This window comes from Paraburkholderia sp. SECH4 (genome assembly GCF_030511745.1).
Taxonomy (GTDB): Bacteria; Pseudomonadota; Gammaproteobacteria; order Burkholderiales; family Burkholderiaceae; genus Paraburkholderia; species Paraburkholderia madseniana.
In genome coordinates this window covers 32,452-48,631 of sequence record NZ_JALOCP010000010.1, presented here as the reverse complement: position 1 = coordinate 48,631, position 16,180 = coordinate 32,452, and the positions used below count along the sequence as shown (strand labels likewise).

Genomic DNA, 16,180 nt, shown 5'->3' with positions numbered 1-16,180 from the left:
CGCCGAGCCGGTCGATGTATATGAATTCGCGTCTTGTTCGCCATGCATCGCTATTGATTGCAACCGCCGCGGCGTGCGCGCTGCTGGGCGGCTGCGCGGCCGCCGTGCCGGCGCTGGGAGCCGCTGCCAACGCGGTTTTGCAGGCGAGCGGCCTCGGTAAGCCCGACGTACCCGATGCGCAAAAGCCACCACGTAATGTCGGCCTCACGTTATACGCCGCGTCAAATCTGAATGCCGCCAATGACAACCGCCCATTGGCGCTGGTCGTGCGGCTTTACGTGCTGAAAGACCCCACTTCATTCCAGCAGGCGCCATTCGACGCCTTTACCGATCCGGCCAAGGAAAAGACCATACTGGGTGGCGATCTGCTGGGCGTGCGCGAAGTGACACTGATCCCCGGTCAACGTTACGTCGTCACCGAAAAAGTCTCGCGTGAAGCGCAGGCATTCGGTATCGTCGCTCTATTCCGCGATCCGGCCATGCAACGCTGGAAATTCGCCTTCGACCCGGCGAAGTCGGAGAAATCCGGCATAATGATCGGCCTGCATAACTGTGCAATGACGGTGACCAACGGCACTGTGATCCCGCCAGAACAGGGATTGCCCGCCCAGCCGTTGAATATGCTTTCTTCGGTAAGCTGCGGCTAAAGATGCCGTGCAAATACGATTTAACAGTTTTTAGAGAATTAACAATGTGGCGTTCGAATCGTTTATCTCCGGACGCGTCACACGCTGAACGCATATAACAGGTTTGAGATGAGTTATTCAGCAAAAGTGCTCTGGGGGGAAGGCCTGTTTCTGAGGCCGCAGCATTTTCAGCGTCAGGACGCCTATCACGAGGCGCGCCTGTTCGAATCGATCCAGGCGATCCAGCCGTACAACTGGGGCGTGCGTTCGGCGCGCTTCGACCGCGACGCACTCGGCAGCAACGTGCTGCGCGTGAGCGAACTCTCGCTGGTGTTTCCGGATGGCGCGCTCTACTCAGCGCCGCAAGCCGACGGCCTGCCACCGCCGATCGCGCTCGACACGCTGCCAGACGGCATCAACGAATTTACCTTCTATCTCGCGCTGCATCCGTTGCGCGAAGCCGGCGCGAACTATTCACAAGACAGCAATGCAGGCTTCGTATCGCGTTACGTCAGCGAGCAAACACCGGTGGCCGATCATTTCACCGACGCCGCCGAAGCCGACATCACCTTCCTGAAGACCAGCGTCAAACTCATTGCGCATAGCGAGCCGCGCGACCAGTTGCTGTCGGTGCCGCTCGTGCGCGTTCGCCGCACCGCCACCTCGGGTTTTGAAATCGACGACACGTTCGTGCCGCCCTGCCTCGCGATCGATGCGTCGCCGATCCTGCATCAACGGCTGCGTCAACTGATCGACGCGCTGCAGGCCAAGGTCAACGCACTGTATGGTTTTCACCGCGAGCCGACCAAGAACATCATCGAGTTCCGCTCCGGCGACATCGCGTCGTTCTGGCTGCTGCACACCGCGAGCGCCGCGTTTGCCTCGCTCGCGCATCTTTATCAGCATTCGGCGCTGCATCCTGAACGCCTGTTCCAGGAGTTGCTGCGTCTGGCCGGCCAGTTGATGACGTTTTCGAAGGGCTATGCGCTGTCCGACCTGCCGGCTTACCGGCATGACGATCCCGGCCCCGGCTTTGCGCGTCTCGACACGATCCTGCGCGATCTGCTCGAAACCGTGATCTCCACGCGTTACTTCGCGATCGCGCTCGAAGAAGTGCGTCCGTCGTTCCATGCAGGCCGTCTCGACTCGGGCAAGATCGACGACAAAACGATGTTCTACATCGCGGTGTCCGCGGACATGCCAACCGCTGAACTGGTCGAAGCCGTACCCGCCCGCTTCAAGGTCGGCGCGCCGGACGACGTCGACAAGCTGGTGCTCTCGGCCATGCCGGGCGTGCGCCTCGTCTACACGCCGCAAGTGCCGCCCGCCATTCCGGTGCGGCCGGGCGCATGCTACTTCTCTTGCGAATCGCGCGGCGCATTGTATGACCGCATGTTGCAGGCCCAATCGGCAATGATCTACGCGCCGTCGGGCATCAACGATCTTCAACTCGAACTGATCGCCGTCACATCATGAGCTACGCGCCTTCCCTGTTTGGCGGCAGCACGCCTGCCGCGACGCCCGCCCCCATGACCGAGCCGAGCTATCAGGTCCGCTCGCTGCTCGATCTGCTCTACGACGGCTTCTTCATGCTGTTTCTGTTGAAGAACGGCCGCGAGCCTGGCGACGCGCACGAATTCAGCCAGCGCATCCAGCAGTTTCTCGGCGACTTCGAGCGCGGTGCGAAAAAGCTCAACGCGTCGGCGGAAGATGTCTACGCGTCCAAGTTTGCGTTCTGCGCCGCCATCGACGAATCGGTGTTGTCATCCACCTTCAAGATCCGCACGGAATGGGAGCGTCGGCCGTTGCAACTGGTGCTGTTCGGCGAGCAACTGGCAGGCGAGAAATTCTTCCAGTATCTCGAGGAATGCCGCGCGCAGGGTGCCGCGCGTTTACAGTCGCTCGAAGTGTTCCACATGTGCCTGCTGCTCGGCTTCCAGGGCAAGTATCTGCTCGAAGGACCGGAGAAGCTCGCCTATCTGACCGCACGCATCGGCGACGAAATCGCGCATATGAAAGGCAAGCGCGCACCGTTCGCGCCGCATTGGCCGCTGCCGGATCAGGTGGCGCACCGGCTCAAGCGCGAGGTGCCGTTGTGGTCGATCGGCGCGGTGTTCGCGCTGGTTGGGCTGCTCGCTTATCTCGGCCTGAACACTTACCTGAAAGATCAGACGTTGCGCACGCTCGCTCCGTATTCGCAGGTGGTCAAGCTCGGCCCGCAATCGGCCACGTTGACGATTTCGCTGCCGTAAATCAGAACGGCAACGCGTAACGAAAAAGGCGGCCCGTGAAAACGGGCCGCCTTTTTTAGTGCGAGACGAACGCTTCGAAGCGTCGACGTACCGCCGACGCCTGACTGCCTGCTCCGCTTACTGCGACTCTTCCGCCCACACGGCGTTTTCACGCGCCATCAGCGCCGTCGACGCAGCCGGCCCAAACGTGCCTGCCGTATAACCACGCGGCTTGTCGCCCGACTTGGCCCAGCCATCCAGAATCGGTTCGGCCCACGCCCATGCGGCTTCGAGTTCGTCACGGCGCATGAAGTGCGTGAGGCGTCCGCGAATCACGTCGATCAACAAACGCTCGTATGCTTCCGCGCGACGCTCGGTGAAAGCCTGCTGCAAGTCCAGGTTCAGATTCACCGGCAACATGTGCATGCCGCTGCCGGGTTCCTTCGCGAGCATCTGCAACTGGATCGACTCTTCCGGCTGCAACTGGATCACGAGACGGTTGCCGTAATTGCGCCCACCGCTCGGAATGATCGAGAACGGCAATTCGGAAAACTCGATAACGATTTCCGATACCTTCTTCTGCAGACGCTTGCCGGTGCGCAGGTAAAACGGCACGTTGGCCCAGCGCCAGTTGTTGATATGCGCGCGCAGCGCGACGAAAGTCTCGGCGCGGCTGCCGGCCGGCACATTGTCTTCCTCGAGGTAGCCCTTCACCGGCTCGCCGTTTACCGCGCCGGCCGTGTACTGGCCGCGCACGGTATCGCGCGCGATATCCTCGGGCGTCATGGGGCGCAGCGAGCGCAGCACCTTGAGCTTCTCGTCGCGCACCGCATCCGGATCGAGCGACACCGGCGGCTCCATGGCGACGATGCACAGCAACTGCAGCAAGTGGTTCTGCACCATGTCGCGCAGCGCACCGGTTTTATCGTAGAAGCCCGCGCGGCTGCCCACCCCGACCTCTTCGGCCACGGTGATCTGCACGCGCTTGATATACGGCGCCTGCCACAACGGACCGAAAATCGCGTTGCCAAAGCGCAGCACCATCAGGTTCTGCACGGTTTCCTTGCCGAGGTAATGATCGATCCGATAGATCTGCGCCTCGCTGAAATGCTTGCCAACCGCCGTGTTGATCTCCTGCGCGGACGCCAGATCGTGGCCCAGCGGTTTCTCGAGCACCACCCGCGAATTCTCGTCGACCAATCCCGCCGCCGAAAGGTTTTCGCAGATATTCGTGAACAGATCCGGCGAGGTCGCGAGATAGAACACGCGCCGCACGCCTTCGCGCGACACTTCCTTCAGACGCTGGTAGTCCTCGACCGAATCGACGTCCATGCGCACGTACTCGAACAGCGCGAGGAATTTGTCCCAGGCGGTGGCATCGAACGCCTTCTTTTCGATGAAGGGCTTCGCCTTCGCTTCCATGAATTCGCTGATGTACTCCTCACGCGACCACGGCTTGCGGCCGATCGTGATAATGCGGGTGTCCGGCGGCAGATTGCAGTGCAGATGCGCCATGTAGAGCGCGGGCAGCAGCTTGCGAAATGACAGGTCGCCGGTGCCGCCGAAGATGATCATGTCGAGCGGCAGGTTGGGAGTGGCTGAAGCGTGTTGGGTCGTCATAGCGCGATCGCAGCGTCGTGGTAGGCGTCAAGTCAACAGACAAAGGGCAAAAAACGCCGGCGGACCGGCGCTTTTTTCTGGCAAACGCCTATGGTGCAACGTTTTGAGATTGTTTGCACGGCAACATGTGCCGCAGGTTGGCGCAAGATGCCAATTAGGACCTGCGAACCGCAACGTGCCGGACGCTGCGAACGGTCCGCGATCAGGCGCCTGACAAGGCTTCGCGCGCCACGCGGCAGGCCGCCAGATCCCACGCCGCGCAGCCGACACTTTTAAAAACAATCGGTTGTTTCGACGGCAACAAAGCGGCGTTGTCCACCACGGTGGCAATTCCACCGACCCGCGCCCAATCGACACCGGCCTGAATGAAATCGCCGGCTTCATGCCTCGCGCCGGCTTCGTCGTCGACGAACAGCGCGCTGCCTGCGATCGTGCGCGCGCCGATCTCGACCATAGCCGGTGTGAACGCGCCGACGCCGATCACGAGCCGGTCCGCGCGCGCGGCTTCGTCGTAGACGGCCTGCTTGCTGGTGGTCAGCGCAATCACCACGTCGATCGAATCAGGGATGGCCGCGTTGGAGTCGGCCAGCGGTCGCAGTTCGTGCGCGCTGCCGCCATGCGCACCCTGCGCAGCATGTGCGGCGCAAAACGCTTCGGCCCGCGCGGGCGCACTGCCCTTCACCCACACGCGAGCGTCGGGAAACAATTCGCCGATCGCTTCCAGATGATTCACCGCCTGCGTGCCGGTGCCGATCAGCAGGAATTCGCGCGGCCTTGCCGGCGCGAAAGTGCGTACGCCGAGCATCGACATCGCCGCCGTGCGGCGCCCGGTCACCGTCGGGCCATCGAGGATGAAGAGCGTCTCGCCGGTATCGGCGTCGAAGGCCATCACCTGGCCGTGGATCGTCGGGATGCCGCGTGGTCGATTGCTCGCGCATACGTTGACCAGCTTGTGGATCGCGAGATCGGGCGCGGTGGCCGGCATCGATAGCATGATGCCGCCCTCGTTGAGCGGCACGACGAGCCGTTCAGGACTCACAACCCGTTGCTGTGCGTAGTCGATGCTCGCACGCCTCAATGCGTCGACGAGCGTCGCGTACGGAATCAGCCGCGCGGTGGCGGCAGCGTCGAAAATCTGTGTGGTCGGGCGGGTCATAAGCGGGCTTTTCCTGTCCAGGCGAGTTGATGCGTTCGATTCAGCGCACCAGACACGCGGCTGTTCCGGGAATCGGGAACAAGCGATTCTACGACGCGCTGCGCGCCGTGGGGCCGGATCGCGGGAACGCGGGCACGCGGCTGCAGCGCAGGAATTGGCCTGCCTTACCGAAAAGCAGCGGCGCGCCGCCGCTAGGGTCATTGCGAAACGGCGTCGTCTTTGGCGTCGTCTTTCTTGCCGTCCTCGAACATCGCGCGGCACGCCGGACTGAGTTCGTCGAGGTGCTGCTTCATGCAGGCGGTGATTTTTGCCTTGCTCGGGATGTGGGCGGCGCAGAAATGCATCGCGTCGCTGCGACAGGCCTTGGCCCGGTCGTCCTGGGTAGCCGCATGCGCTGCGGTGACGGCGCCGAGCGCGACGAGGCCGGCAGCAAGCACGGCATAGGTTCGCTTCATGACGGGCTCCGGTATCGCAAAAGTCGGCGTGAAGCTCCTCAGCAGAAAACGGGCCCGATCATTGCGTTCGCCGTGCGGCTTGCCGGTTGCCGTATCTAGCGCACGCTGCGGGTGAGCGTCATGCCACGCCCTGCGTAGAAACGCGCCACCGTGGCGAACGGCAAATAGACATCCGCCTGGTGAGGCGCAATGCCCGACGGATTATGAAACCATACGCCATCGCGATCGCGCCCGTGCAGCAGGATCAGATGCCCGCCCTGGCTCTGATTCGGCCGCTCCGGATAACGGATCTCGGGGCTCACGGAAACGATCGCCAGCGTGTCGCCGTCGATGCGCACGGCGATCTCTTCGAGCGGCGCCTGCGGCAGCACTTCGACCTGAATACCGAATGCCTCGCCGAGCCAGTCGGCGAACGGCTGGTAGATCAAACCGTCGACGCCACCGTCGTCACGCAGCCGGTACACGCCGTGGCGCAACGCTTCGTCCAGCAACGCGGCGCGCGGCGCGTGTTCGATGCGCCAGTAATCGAGCGCGGATTCGAGGCAGGTCAGACCGCACAGGCGTTTCGCCCAGAAACGGTAACGCTCCGGGTCGGCAAAACCGCTCTGCTGCCAGTGTGGATCGTCGCATGGGTCGCCCTCTTGTTCGACGATGTGGCGCACCCATTCGGGGCTGCCCCATTGCGTGTGGTACGGCACCTCGGTGTGGCGTAGTGTCGGTTGGTTCATGAATCGCGCGGAGTCGGTGGCAAATATTTTCACAGCATGCTACACGGCCGGCCCAGCGGAGCGCACGCATACGGAATTTATTCGTCATGCAGATATTTGCCGTTTATTCGCCAGACAGATATTTGTCGAATATGCGTCACACGAATATTTGACAAATATCTGTGTGACGCATAAAGTGTGTTTATTCGTCTCGCGGATAATTTGCCATGATCCACCTTGTCGCCACGCCGGACCAAATGGCCCAACTGCTCGCTGCCGGTCGGCGCCAGGCCGGCCTCACCCAGGCTGACGCCGCCGCGCGCATCGGCGTGAGCCAGAGCCGCATCTCGGCGCTGGAAACCGACGCCACCGCCCTTACCCTCGCACAATTGCTGGCGCTGTGCGGCGCCTACGGCCTGCAATTGCAGGTACGCGACAAGAACCAGCCGGTGCCTGAACCGGCGCCTTTGGTCGAGTGGTAAGCATGGGCCGCCAAACGCATTCGCGGGCGCTTTCGGTGTGGGCCAACGGCGAGCGCGTCGGCGTCTGGCGCCTGCCCACCCGCGGCCCCATGGAGTTCGCTTACGACCCCGCATGGGTCGCCTCGCCCGCGGGCCGGCCGCTTTCGCTCTCGCTGCCGTTCGCGCCGAGCAACGTGGCGAACAAAGGGCCACGGGTGCTCAACTATTTCGACAATCTGCTGCCCGACAGCGAGGCCATCAGAAAGCGCATCGCCCAGCGCTACCAGACTGATACGCTCGATGCATTCGATCTGCTGCAAGCCATCGGCCGCGATTGCGTGGGCGCCGTCCAGTTGCTGGCCGAAGACGACGCGCCGGCCGGCGTCGAACGCATCGAGGGCACGCCGCTCTCCGACAGCGAGATCGAGACCATGCTGGCGCGCACCGTCAGCAACCCCGCCCTCGGCGCAGCCGACGAAGCAGACGATTTCCGCATCTCGCTCGCCGGCGCGCAGGAGAAAACCGCCCTGCTGTGGCACGACGGCAAGTGGCAGCGCCCGCATGGCGCCACGCCTACCACGCACATTTTCAAGCTGCCGCTCGGGCTGGTCGGCAACAAGCTCGCCGACCTCAGCACCTCGGTCGAAAACGAATGGCTGTGTCTGCGGATTCTGCGCGCCTATGGCCTGCCGGTGGCCAACACCGAGATCATGACGTTCGGCAAGCAGCGGGTGCTGAGCGTCGAACGCTTCGACCGGCAACTGCATTCGAGCGGGCAATGGCTGCTGCGCCTGCCGCAGGAGGACTTCTGCCAGGTGTACGGCGTGCCGTCGCATCGCAAGTACGAAAACGAAGGCGGTCCGGGCCTGCTGGACCTCGCGCGGATTCTCCAGCAATCGGTGTCGGCGCAACAGGACATCGAAACGCTGCTGGCAAGCCAGATCCTGTTCTGGATGCTGGCGGCGCCGGACGGCCACGCCAAGAACTTCAGCATTCGCCTGCTGGCGGGCGGTCAGTACCGTCTCACGCCGCTTTACGACGTGATGTCGATCTGGCCGGTGGAGGGTAACGGCCCGAACCAGTGGTCATGGTTCAAGGCCAGGCTCGCCATGGCGATGTGGTCGCGCAGCAAACACGACGCCTTCCGCGACGTGCAGCGGCGCCATTTCAACACCATGGCGCCAAGGTGCTCATACGGTGCGAACGCCGAACCGTTGATCCAGCGGCTGATCGAACAGACGCCGGCGGTCATCGCGCGGGTCTCGGCCGAATTGCCCGAGCGCTTTCCGGGCAAGGTTGCCGAGCGGATTTTCAAAGGCCTGAAAAACTCGGCGGCCAAGCTCGACACAATGCCGCCCGCGTAACGGCGGGTGAGGGTAAATTCAATCGGAATTACTTACAGATTCCGCCCGGTTTAATCGGTAAAATACATTCGATGCTAAAAGCATAAACAGATCGCCGAATGTGTCCGTTCGCACCTCGCACCGACAGGTTTGGCGGCAGTCATACCAAAACACAGGCCGTGAGACTTTTTGCGGTACATTTGCTGTCCCCCGCGTAGCCGCGTCAATGCGCATCCAATGTGCGTGGCCGCGCTGCGCGTGCCATATCGCATGCCCCCAGCCACCCTTCAAGAAGGCAGATCCTCACGCAGTATGACCAACGAAACAAACTCACCTGACTCCATTGCCGTCGCCGAGCGCGTGCGCGAGTTGATGAGCCGGCATGGAATCGGCAAACGCCAGCAGACCACTGAGCTATGCCGCATCCTCGATCTGAGTTTTTCGCAGGGACACCGCAAGCTGCGCGGCAACAGCCCGTGGACTCTCTCGCAGATCAAGAAGGTTGCCGAGGTGTTCGGCGAACCTGCCGCTCAGCTATTCGGCGCACAGTCGCTCGATCCAGGCATGGTCGGCGCCATCGCCCAGGAGGCGGTGTTCTGCGTCGGCGCGATCGAGCTGGCCTGCACCGCATGGGTCGGCGCCGCGCTCGAACCGGGCAGCCGCCCTGAATTTGTCGCGTACTCGAAGCTCGGCCAATGGCGCGTGGCGCGCCACGACGGCACGCTTTACCAAAGCGCCTACGAAGTCCACAAGATCGAGATCTATCCGCGCCGCGCCGAGACCGACAAGCCGACCATCGCCGTGGTGGACGACGATCAGGCCTCCGCCGACAACCTGCGCGACTATCTCGAGGGCAGCGGTTTCGCGGCGGTGGCGATCTACGGCCTCGCGGCGTTTGCCGAACAACTGCAAACGCAGATCTTCGACGGCGTTGTGATCGATTGGCTGTTCGGCTCACAGACCTCGGCGGCAGCGATCCGCGCAGTGCGGGCATCAGAGAATCCGGACGCGCCGATTTTCGTGCTGACCGGCGAACTGCTGACCGGCAAGGCCAGCGAATCGGAGATCAGCGAGGTCATTCGCAATTACGACGTTGCGTGCTATGAAAAGCCCGCGCGTATGGCGATCCTGGTCGCCGATCTGTCCAAGCGCCTCAACCGGCCTTGATGATGCATACGCCGGCAAGCGGCTGAAGGTGCGTGCTCAGGTTGAGCCCTCCTCCAACTGCGTTTCCTCAAGGCGTCACGTCACACCGTATGCCGCGAAGCCAAAGCTCGCTGCAACGCACTGCGCAGTTCCTCGTAATGTACTGGCTTTAATAACGCTTCAAAGAACGGCTGCAAGCCGGCTTCTCCCGCTTCCCCTGCCGCCCCACCCGCACTACCTACGCTATCCGCCTCTGGCGCATACGCGCTCACCACGATCACTGGAACACCCGACGATGGCCCCCCGCGTGCCGCGAAATCCGCAAGGAACGTATAACCGTCGCGATCCGGCATATGCAGATCGAGCAACACCACGTCACAGCGACGCGCGTCGAGCCACGCGAGTGCATCGTCGGCATTGGAAACGGCGTGCGCGTCGAAATCCATGTGCGCGATCATTTCGCTGAGCGACTCGCGAATCAGCCGGTTGTCGTCGACGATCAACACGCACGGGCGCGCGCCGCCTGGTTCGGCCTGCGCCGTCACGCCGGGCGGCACGGTTGCCGCGACCGGCGTGACCGGGATCGTCACCGTAAAGGTCGTGCCCTCGCCCACCGCGCTCGCCACGTCGACGGCACCGCCGAACAGCCTGACCAGCCCCTGCACGATCGCGAGCCCCATCCCCGCGCCCTCGAAGCGGCGCGTGCGCGACGCGTCCAGTTGCGTGAACTCCTGGAAGATCAGCGGAATTTGCTCATGCGGCACGCCCGGCCCCGTATCGCTGACGACGAAGATCAGGACCGCCGGCCGCTGCCTCAGTTGCACGCGGACCGTGCCGGTTTCGGTGTAGCGAATTGCGTTGGCGACGAGGTTGTTGACGATCTGGCGGATGCGGTGCGGATCGGAATCGACGAGGCCGCTCATGCCGCTTGCCTCGCTTTCCAGCTTGAGCCCGCGCGCGGCGGCCGACATCGCGTGTTCGTCGACGATCGACGCCAGCAGCTCGCGCGGCTCGAAACGCTCGTGACGCAACTCGAGCTTGCCGGCGCCGAGGCGCGCGTAGTCAGTCAGGTCTTTCATCTGTGCTTCCAGATGCCGCCCCGCGGTTTCGAGACGCTGGATCACCTTGCGGTCGGCCTCGGAGTGATAGTTGAAGCCCAGCAATTCGATCGACGACACGATCGCATGCAACGGCGTGCGCAGTTCGTGGCTGATCATGCCGAGAAACGCATCCTTCGCGAGACTCGCCTCGCGTGCCGCGCGGCTCGCCTGATGCTCCGCTTCAAGCGCCGCGTGCTGCTGATGCATCAGGCGCATGCGGCGCCGGCCGTTGAGCACCAACAGTGTGGTCGCGGCCGCGGACAACAACAGCAGCAACAGGCCGCCTGCGAACAGCATACGGCGCTTGTCGATGAAATCGCGGTTCATCGCCTCACGATCGGCCACGTCGGCGAAACGGCGGCTCAACGCGAGATCGTTGACCTCGTTCCAATGCTGACGCAACTCCACGACAATCTTGTCGGCGCGGCTGCGGTCCTTCGGCAACGCATCCACCTCAGGCTGAATCCCATCCAGCAAATGATCGAGCGACTGGATTTCGTCCTGTTGCCGTTGCAGCAGCGCGAGCTGAGTAGTCAGCCTGCGTGTCGAACCGGCCATCACGTGCAGCTTTGATTGCAGCAACTGGTAGCGCAGCATGAGCCGCGGATAGTCGTCGTCGACACCGGATTGATACAGCAGCAACTGGTTCTCGAAACGCGCGTAGGCGATCTGCAGTTGCGCTGCGTCCCAATAGAAACCATCGTACTGACCGGTCAACTGTTCGGTGGCGCGCGGATTGAGCAGGTTCGCGTACAACAGATAGCCGATCGCGCCTGCCGGCGCCGCCAGCGCGGTCAGCCAGATCAACACATAGAGGACACGACGCAAGGGGCGGCGTGTTATTTGACGATGAGTGCCTTGATCTGCCATACGAATTTAGAATCGCCCGCCGCGCCCATGAGTTCATCGGGAAACGCGTCGCGCGGATAGATAAGAAACAGCGGCCCGAAGTCGCTGATCTTCAGGCGCCGGCCGTTCATGCTGTACGCAACGACCACGCCGTAGCGATCGCAGTCCGTCACCGGAATGGTGTACGTATAGTCGTCGAGCGTATGGATCTCGACTGCGCTGCCGGATGCGCCGACTGTCTTCAGGATATCCGCGAGCAGCGGTCCTGTGAAGGTGGAACGCGGAGTCCAGGTGGTGGCGGTCGTAATCGAATGAGCTGGCAGCGCGAGCAGTTGCGCGTCGGTGAAGTGATACAACTGGTGCGTCGCATCGTTGGTCTTGCTGATCTTGCCCTTCACATCGAGCGATAGCGGCAACGACTCTGCCTGCGCCTGTGCCTGCATGCTCCACGCGGCGAAAGCGAGGAGCAGACCCAGCCCCCACCATGCGCCCCGGACCACGCCTTTCCTGCCATTCACCGCTATGCCCGCCTTGGTCATCTTCATCTGTTTGGTCATTCCATCGTTTGTTATTTTGCGGGCGGCTGCGCTGCGCCGGCTCAACCGGCCAGCGGACCTGCAGCATCCTCGCCGTTGCCCTTGCCCGTTTGCCGCCGCGGCGGCGGTCTTTGCGACACGCCCCGTCCGGCGGCGCGCGTCACCCCGACGCGCGATCTTTGAACCGCATGCATAATATCGCCAAAATTCTTTGTCTCAAAAACGGGGACCTGCCGCCGCGCTGCGCCGCGCGCCGCTCTCCGTCTACGGGACACCTGCCCGACCCGCGCACCGCGACGCCCCGAGAGTCATGAACAAGCCGGTTTTGCCCCTGACGTACGAACAACTCGATCGCTGGATCGAATCGCTGCAACCCGCGTTGCTGGCGGAGCGTTTCACCATGGCGATCGGCATTCTGCGTGGCGGCGCGCCGCTTGCGCTGATGGTTTCGCATGCGGCCGGCACGCCGGTGGCGTTTCTGCGTTACGACCGCCAGTCGCGCACGGTCGCCTGGGATTCGACGCTGCCGATCCCGCCCGCCGGCTCGAAAGTGCTGCTGTGCGAGGACATCGCGGGGCGTGGCTTTACGCTGACCGATTGCATCGCTTTCCTTCAGCAGCATGGCCTCGACGTCAGAACGCTGACCGCCGCGGTCGACGACCTGAGCCGCACGCAACCCGACTACGCGATCGACGCCCGCGGCTACTTCGCGCTGTTTCCGTGGGAGCGCCAGGCCTACACCGAGCGTTATCGCGAAGACTGGGAGCGCGTTGAAGCGGGCGCTGCGTCCGCCATGGCCGACGATCACGAATACGCCACCTACGCAATCGACCTCGACGGCATTCTGCTACCCGACGTGCCGCTCGCACGCTACGACGAGGATCTGGCCGCGGCGCTCGCCGAACGCGACGCGCTGCTGCCGTTCGAGGTGCTGCCGGGCATCGATCTGCAACGCGTGCGCACGATCATCACCGGCCGGCCGGAACTGGATCGCGCGCGCACCGAAGCGTGGCTCGCGCGGCACGGCTTCGGTCATATGCAACTGGTGATGCGCACGCCCGGGACGCACGACGAAAGTGCCGCCGGCGCCGCCGCTCACAAGGCTGCGGCGGCGTTGCGCGGCGGTGTCACGCATTTTGTCGAGAGCGATCCGGTGCAGGCGCTGCTGATCGCGCAGCAAGCGCCGTTACTGCGCGTGATCTGGTGGGACGCGCTTACGCAAACGGGGATGCTGGTGGGGGCGCGCGCGTGGACGTGAGCGGCGGCTAGGCTTCTTTCGCCTCTCTGAGTTCTCTGGTTTCTCTGAGCTCTTTACCATCACGCAGATGCAGATGCCGCGCGGCCCGCTGCGAGGCGACGATGATCAGCTTCATCGTCGCACGCGTGGCGCCGACGAACAGCTTGCGTGCAATCCGTTCGTCGAATAGTTCGAAGTCGACCTCCGTGAGAATCACGCACGGCGCCGCCTGCCCCTTGAAGCGGTAGATCGACTCGAACAGCACATCTCCTTCGCGATACTCCGGGTTGCCGAACAGATCGTATTTACCCGTAAAACTGCGCAACCGATGTGGTCCGAGATGATCCTGCGCGGTCATCGCCGAGCCTTCGCGGCCGCGAAACGACAGCACCGCAATATCCTGCTTGCGAAAGCCGAGCGACAAGGCCTGCGTGATCGCCCGCTTGGTCGCCTCGATGCTGCCTTCGGCGGCGTTCGCTTCGTCGTAGACGGAGAGCGAAATATCGGAGCCGTCGAACGGACTGCCCGAGGCCAAACCCGCCGCGACCGGCACCGAGGCGCCGACCACGTCCCGCACATAATCGAGAATGTCACGCGGGCTGCGGTAGTTGGTAGTCTCTTTCAGCGTGGTCCAGCCGTGCAACTCGACAGGCTCGCGCATATACAGATTCTGCAGCGGATCTTCGAGCCACCACCACGCGGCGCCCGGCCGCAACAGACGCTCGAGTGCAGCCACCCACGGCTGCTGGAAATCCTGCCCTTCGTCGACGATCAGCACGTCGAATTGCCAGCGCGCGTCGATCGGCGTTTCGGCGAAAGTCGTTTCAAGCTGTTTGAATACGTCGCCAGACTGAAAATCCGGCTCGCGGCCCGCGTCGCGCGCGACCCAGTCGCATAGCTGGTGATAGTTCGCCACCTTTGCCTCAGGCGGCGCGACCCGCGCAATGTGATCCGCGAGCGGCCGGTTGAAACACACGTACAAAGGCCGCTGACCACGCGCCGCCGCGTCCTTCATCACCTGCACCGCCAGTTGCGTCTTGCCGGAGCCGGCCGTGCCGATCACGCGCAGCCGGAACGGCGAAAACTCCAGCCGTCGCGCCCAGGTCGCGAGGCCACCGGCCAGACGCGTGACGAGCGTGCCGGCCTGGCCGACGAGCGCGCTGGCGTCGGGCGTAAGCGAGAGTTCGTCGGCGAGAAAGTGATGGATTTTCGGTGCGCAGGCGAGGCGCGCTTCGTCCGCCGGCAAGGCTTCGCGAATGATCGCGGCAAGCCGGTCCTTGCGCGTCGCGTCGACGATCCGCGCGGGATTCACGCCGGCAATCGCCGCGTCCTTGACGATGTGGTCCGGGCAATACAGCAGTTCTTCGATGAAATATGTACCCGCGCCGAACGCCGCGGTGAAGCGCCGGTGCAGCGTTTCGACGGTATGCGCGAGCGCGATCGCCACATTGCGTTCCGTCTGAAGATAGACCTTGACGAGCCCCTTGGGCGTTTCGCGCAGGAAACCGGTTTTCTGTTCGACGATCATCACGCGCCCAGCCGGGCTGACGATCACGAAGTCGGCCTCGCCGAACACCGAGAAGTTCTGGTTCAGACGGGTCCAGTGCACGCCGTGATAGACGGTGTAGCCATCGGGAAGCGCTTCTTCCAGCAAGGCGAGGGTCTCGCGTTCGCGTGCCGCCGCACCGGTGGCGGCGAGGCTCTTCCAGTCGTCGGGGACAATGCGGGCCATGCGGTGCCTCGTCGTGTTCGGGTGCGCACATTGTACGCAACGCCCGTGCGTTGCCGGCATGGCACGTCGGGCGATACACGGACCTCTATGGGCAAGGTGCTTCGGACCAGGCTCCGGGCAACACTTCACGCAGCAGATTGCGGGCTGGCGGCGCGCAAATCCATGCGCATCGTGTATCGTTACTGGCTGAACGCCGCGCGCCACGCGCGGCTTGCCAACTGTCAATATAAAGAAAGGATTTACCGGATGATCACGATCTGGGGACGCGCCAACTCGGTCAACGTACAGAAAGTCTTGTGGTGTTGCGACGAACTGGTGCTGCCGTACGAACGCATCGACGCGGGCCTGAAATTCGGCCGCAACAACGAGCCCGACTACCTGGCGATGAACCCGACCGGTAAAATTCCGACGCTGGTCGACGACGACTTCGTGCTGTGGGAATCGAACTCGATCCTGCGCTATCTGGTGCTGCAATACGGCGAATCGAGTCTCCTGTATCCGTCCGAACCGAAATTGCGCTCCAGCGTCGACCGCTGGCTCGACTGGTCGCTCACCACGCTACAACCCGCGGAAAAGCCCGTCTTCTGGACTCTCGTGCGCACGCCTGCCGCCGAGCGCGACGCCAACAAGCTCGCTACCGACTTCGGCGCGGTCACGTTGCTGTGGCGCCTGCTGGATAACCATCTGCAAGGCCGCTTCTTTCTCGAAGGCGAAAAGTTCACGCTCGCCGATATCGTGATCGGCGCGTACGCGAAACGCTGGTTCGGACTGGACGGCGTCGAACGCCCGCCGTTGCCGAATCTGGAGCATTGGTATTCGCGGCTTGCGACACGCCCGGGTTTCAAGAAATACATCGATTTCCCGCTGACTTGAACGATCCGGCAGCCATTGGGCGGCTTGATGAGCGACTTCATGCCCCGCCGCGGCGTCCAGCCGCGACCGGCAGGTGCGCCGCACACCGGCACAGCCAAGCCCGATGGC

At 63.1% G+C, this 16,180-nt stretch carries 15 protein-coding genes; 8 read left to right on the top strand and 7 right to left on the bottom strand.

Translation table 11 applies throughout. The annotated features are described in order from the left end of the window. Positions 1-20 precede the first annotated feature (20 nt). From tssJ to icmH, 3 genes are all read left to right on the top strand, one after another. Positions 21-647 (top strand): type VI secretion system lipoprotein TssJ, encoded by a 627-nt coding sequence (gene tssJ / locus M0D67_RS15940; RefSeq protein ID WP_154561597.1) that lies wholly within the window; start codon positions 21-23, stop codon positions 645-647. Between the two features lie 108 nt (positions 648-755). Beyond that, positions 756-2,102, top strand: a complete 1,347-nt coding sequence (gene tssK / locus M0D67_RS15935; RefSeq protein ID WP_093638429.1) for a type VI secretion system baseplate subunit TssK — start codon at positions 756-758, stop codon at positions 2,100-2,102. Next, complete coding sequence (gene icmH / locus M0D67_RS15930; protein ID WP_093638426.1) at positions 2,099-2,878, top strand: type IVB secretion system protein IcmH/DotU; 780 nt, start codon at positions 2,099-2,101, stop codon at positions 2,876-2,878. Before tssK ends, icmH begins: the two co-directional genes overlap by 4 nt. A 117-nt stretch (positions 2,879-2,995) precedes the next feature. Here the strand turns inward: icmH and zwf are convergent, their stop codons facing one another. From zwf to M0D67_RS15910, 4 genes are all read right to left on the bottom strand, one after another. Further along, positions 2,996-4,477, bottom strand: a complete 1,482-nt coding sequence (gene zwf, locus M0D67_RS15925; RefSeq protein ID WP_266239162.1) for a glucose-6-phosphate dehydrogenase — start codon at positions 4,475-4,477, stop codon at positions 2,996-2,998. Between the two features lie 202 nt (positions 4,478-4,679). Then, positions 4,680-5,633 (bottom strand): bifunctional Delta(1)-pyrroline-2-carboxylate/Delta(1)-piperideine-2-carboxylate reductase, encoded by a 954-nt coding sequence (gene lhpI / locus M0D67_RS15920; RefSeq protein ID WP_154561536.1) that lies wholly within the window; start codon positions 5,631-5,633, stop codon positions 4,680-4,682. A 197-nt stretch (positions 5,634-5,830) separates the two neighbouring features. Beyond that, positions 5,831-6,088 (bottom strand): hypothetical protein, encoded by a 258-nt coding sequence (locus M0D67_RS15915; RefSeq protein ID WP_154561538.1) that lies wholly within the window; start codon positions 6,086-6,088, stop codon positions 5,831-5,833. A 95-nt stretch (positions 6,089-6,183) separates the two neighbouring features. Then, complete coding sequence (locus M0D67_RS15910) at positions 6,184-6,816, bottom strand: C39 family peptidase (protein WP_171927018.1); 633 nt, start codon at positions 6,814-6,816, stop codon at positions 6,184-6,186. Positions 6,817-7,022: 206 nt separating this feature from the next. Here M0D67_RS15910 and M0D67_RS15905 point away from each other — a divergent pair, with 206 nt between their 5' ends. The 3 genes from M0D67_RS15905 to M0D67_RS15895 all read left to right on the top strand — a co-directional run bounded on the left by M0D67_RS15905 (position 7,023) and on the right by M0D67_RS15895 (position 9,766). Then, positions 7,023-7,277: a helix-turn-helix transcriptional regulator gene (locus M0D67_RS15905; RefSeq protein ID WP_054036490.1), complete on the top strand. Its 255-nt coding sequence runs from the start codon at positions 7,023-7,025 to the stop codon at positions 7,275-7,277. A 2-nt stretch (positions 7,278-7,279) separates the two neighbouring features. Then, entirely contained in the window at positions 7,280-8,620 is a 1,341-nt protein-coding gene (locus tag M0D67_RS15900; RefSeq protein ID WP_154561544.1) for a type II toxin-antitoxin system HipA family toxin, read from the top strand. Positions 8,621-8,911: 291 nt separating this feature from the next. Further along, complete coding sequence (locus M0D67_RS15895; protein WP_266239161.1) at positions 8,912-9,766, top strand: helix-turn-helix domain-containing protein; 855 nt, start codon at positions 8,912-8,914, stop codon at positions 9,764-9,766. Positions 9,767-9,846: 80 nt separating this feature from the next. Here M0D67_RS15895 and M0D67_RS15890 read toward each other — a convergent pair whose 3' ends face one another. Further along, entirely contained in the window at positions 9,847-11,715 is a 1,869-nt protein-coding gene (locus M0D67_RS15890; protein ID WP_266239160.1) for an ATP-binding protein, read from the bottom strand. Further along, entirely contained in the window at positions 11,685-12,233 is a 549-nt protein-coding gene (locus M0D67_RS15885; protein ID WP_266239208.1) for a molybdopterin-dependent oxidoreductase, read from the bottom strand. The genes M0D67_RS15890 and M0D67_RS15885 overlap by 31 nt, the downstream gene beginning before the upstream one ends. A gap of 307 nt (positions 12,234-12,540) precedes the next feature. Between M0D67_RS15885 and M0D67_RS15880 the strand changes: the two genes are divergently transcribed. After that, a complete protein-coding gene (locus M0D67_RS15880; RefSeq protein ID WP_154561550.1) occupies positions 12,541-13,488 on the top strand; it encodes a phosphoribosyltransferase in 948 nt (315 codons plus the stop codon). A gap of 7 nt (positions 13,489-13,495) precedes the next feature. Here the strand turns inward: M0D67_RS15880 and M0D67_RS15875 are convergent, their stop codons facing one another. Further along, positions 13,496-15,199, bottom strand: coding sequence for an ATP-binding domain-containing protein (locus tag M0D67_RS15875; protein ID WP_154561552.1), 1,704 nt, complete (start codon positions 15,197-15,199; stop codon positions 13,496-13,498). A 246-nt stretch (positions 15,200-15,445) separates the two neighbouring features. Here M0D67_RS15875 and M0D67_RS15870 point away from each other — a divergent pair, with 246 nt between their 5' ends. Further along, entirely contained in the window at positions 15,446-16,072 is a 627-nt protein-coding gene (locus tag M0D67_RS15870; RefSeq protein WP_154561554.1) for a glutathione S-transferase family protein, read from the top strand. Positions 16,073-16,180: the final 108 nt, after the last annotated feature.

Coding starts and splice junctions, on each gene's coding strand:
- M0D67_RS15875 (WP_154561552.1), bottom strand. CDS start 15,199: ATGGCCCGCATTGTCCCCGACGACTGGAAGAGCCTCGCCGCCACCGGT.
- M0D67_RS15890 (WP_266239160.1), bottom strand. CDS start 11,715: ATGGCAGATCAAGGCACTCATCGTCAAATAACACGCCGCCCCTTGCGT.
- M0D67_RS15895 (WP_266239161.1), top strand. CDS start 8,912: ATGACCAACGAAACAAACTCACCTGACTCCATTGCCGTCGCCGAGCGC.
- tssJ (WP_154561597.1), top strand. CDS start 21: ATGAATTCGCGTCTTGTTCGCCATGCATCGCTATTGATTGCAACCGCC.
- M0D67_RS15915 (WP_154561538.1), bottom strand. CDS start 6,088: ATGAAGCGAACCTATGCCGTGCTTGCTGCCGGCCTCGTCGCGCTCGGC.
- M0D67_RS15885 (WP_266239208.1), bottom strand. CDS start 12,233: ATGACCAAGGCGGGCATAGCGGTGAATGGCAGGAAAGGCGTGGTCCGG.
- M0D67_RS15870 (WP_154561554.1), top strand. CDS start 15,446: ATGATCACGATCTGGGGACGCGCCAACTCGGTCAACGTACAGAAAGTC.
- icmH (WP_093638426.1), top strand. CDS start 2,099: ATGAGCTACGCGCCTTCCCTGTTTGGCGGCAGCACGCCTGCCGCGACG.
- lhpI (WP_154561536.1), bottom strand. CDS start 5,633: ATGACCCGCCCGACCACACAGATTTTCGACGCTGCCGCCACCGCGCGG.
- M0D67_RS15910 (WP_171927018.1), bottom strand. CDS start 6,816: ATGAACCAACCGACACTACGCCACACCGAGGTGCCGTACCACACGCAA.
- zwf (WP_266239162.1), bottom strand. CDS start 4,477: ATGACGACCCAACACGCTTCAGCCACTCCCAACCTGCCGCTCGACATG.
- tssK (WP_093638429.1), top strand. CDS start 756: ATGAGTTATTCAGCAAAAGTGCTCTGGGGGGAAGGCCTGTTTCTGAGG.
- M0D67_RS15880 (WP_154561550.1), top strand. CDS start 12,541: ATGAACAAGCCGGTTTTGCCCCTGACGTACGAACAACTCGATCGCTGG.
- M0D67_RS15900 (WP_154561544.1), top strand. CDS start 7,280: ATGGGCCGCCAAACGCATTCGCGGGCGCTTTCGGTGTGGGCCAACGGC.
- M0D67_RS15905 (WP_054036490.1), top strand. CDS start 7,023: ATGATCCACCTTGTCGCCACGCCGGACCAAATGGCCCAACTGCTCGCT.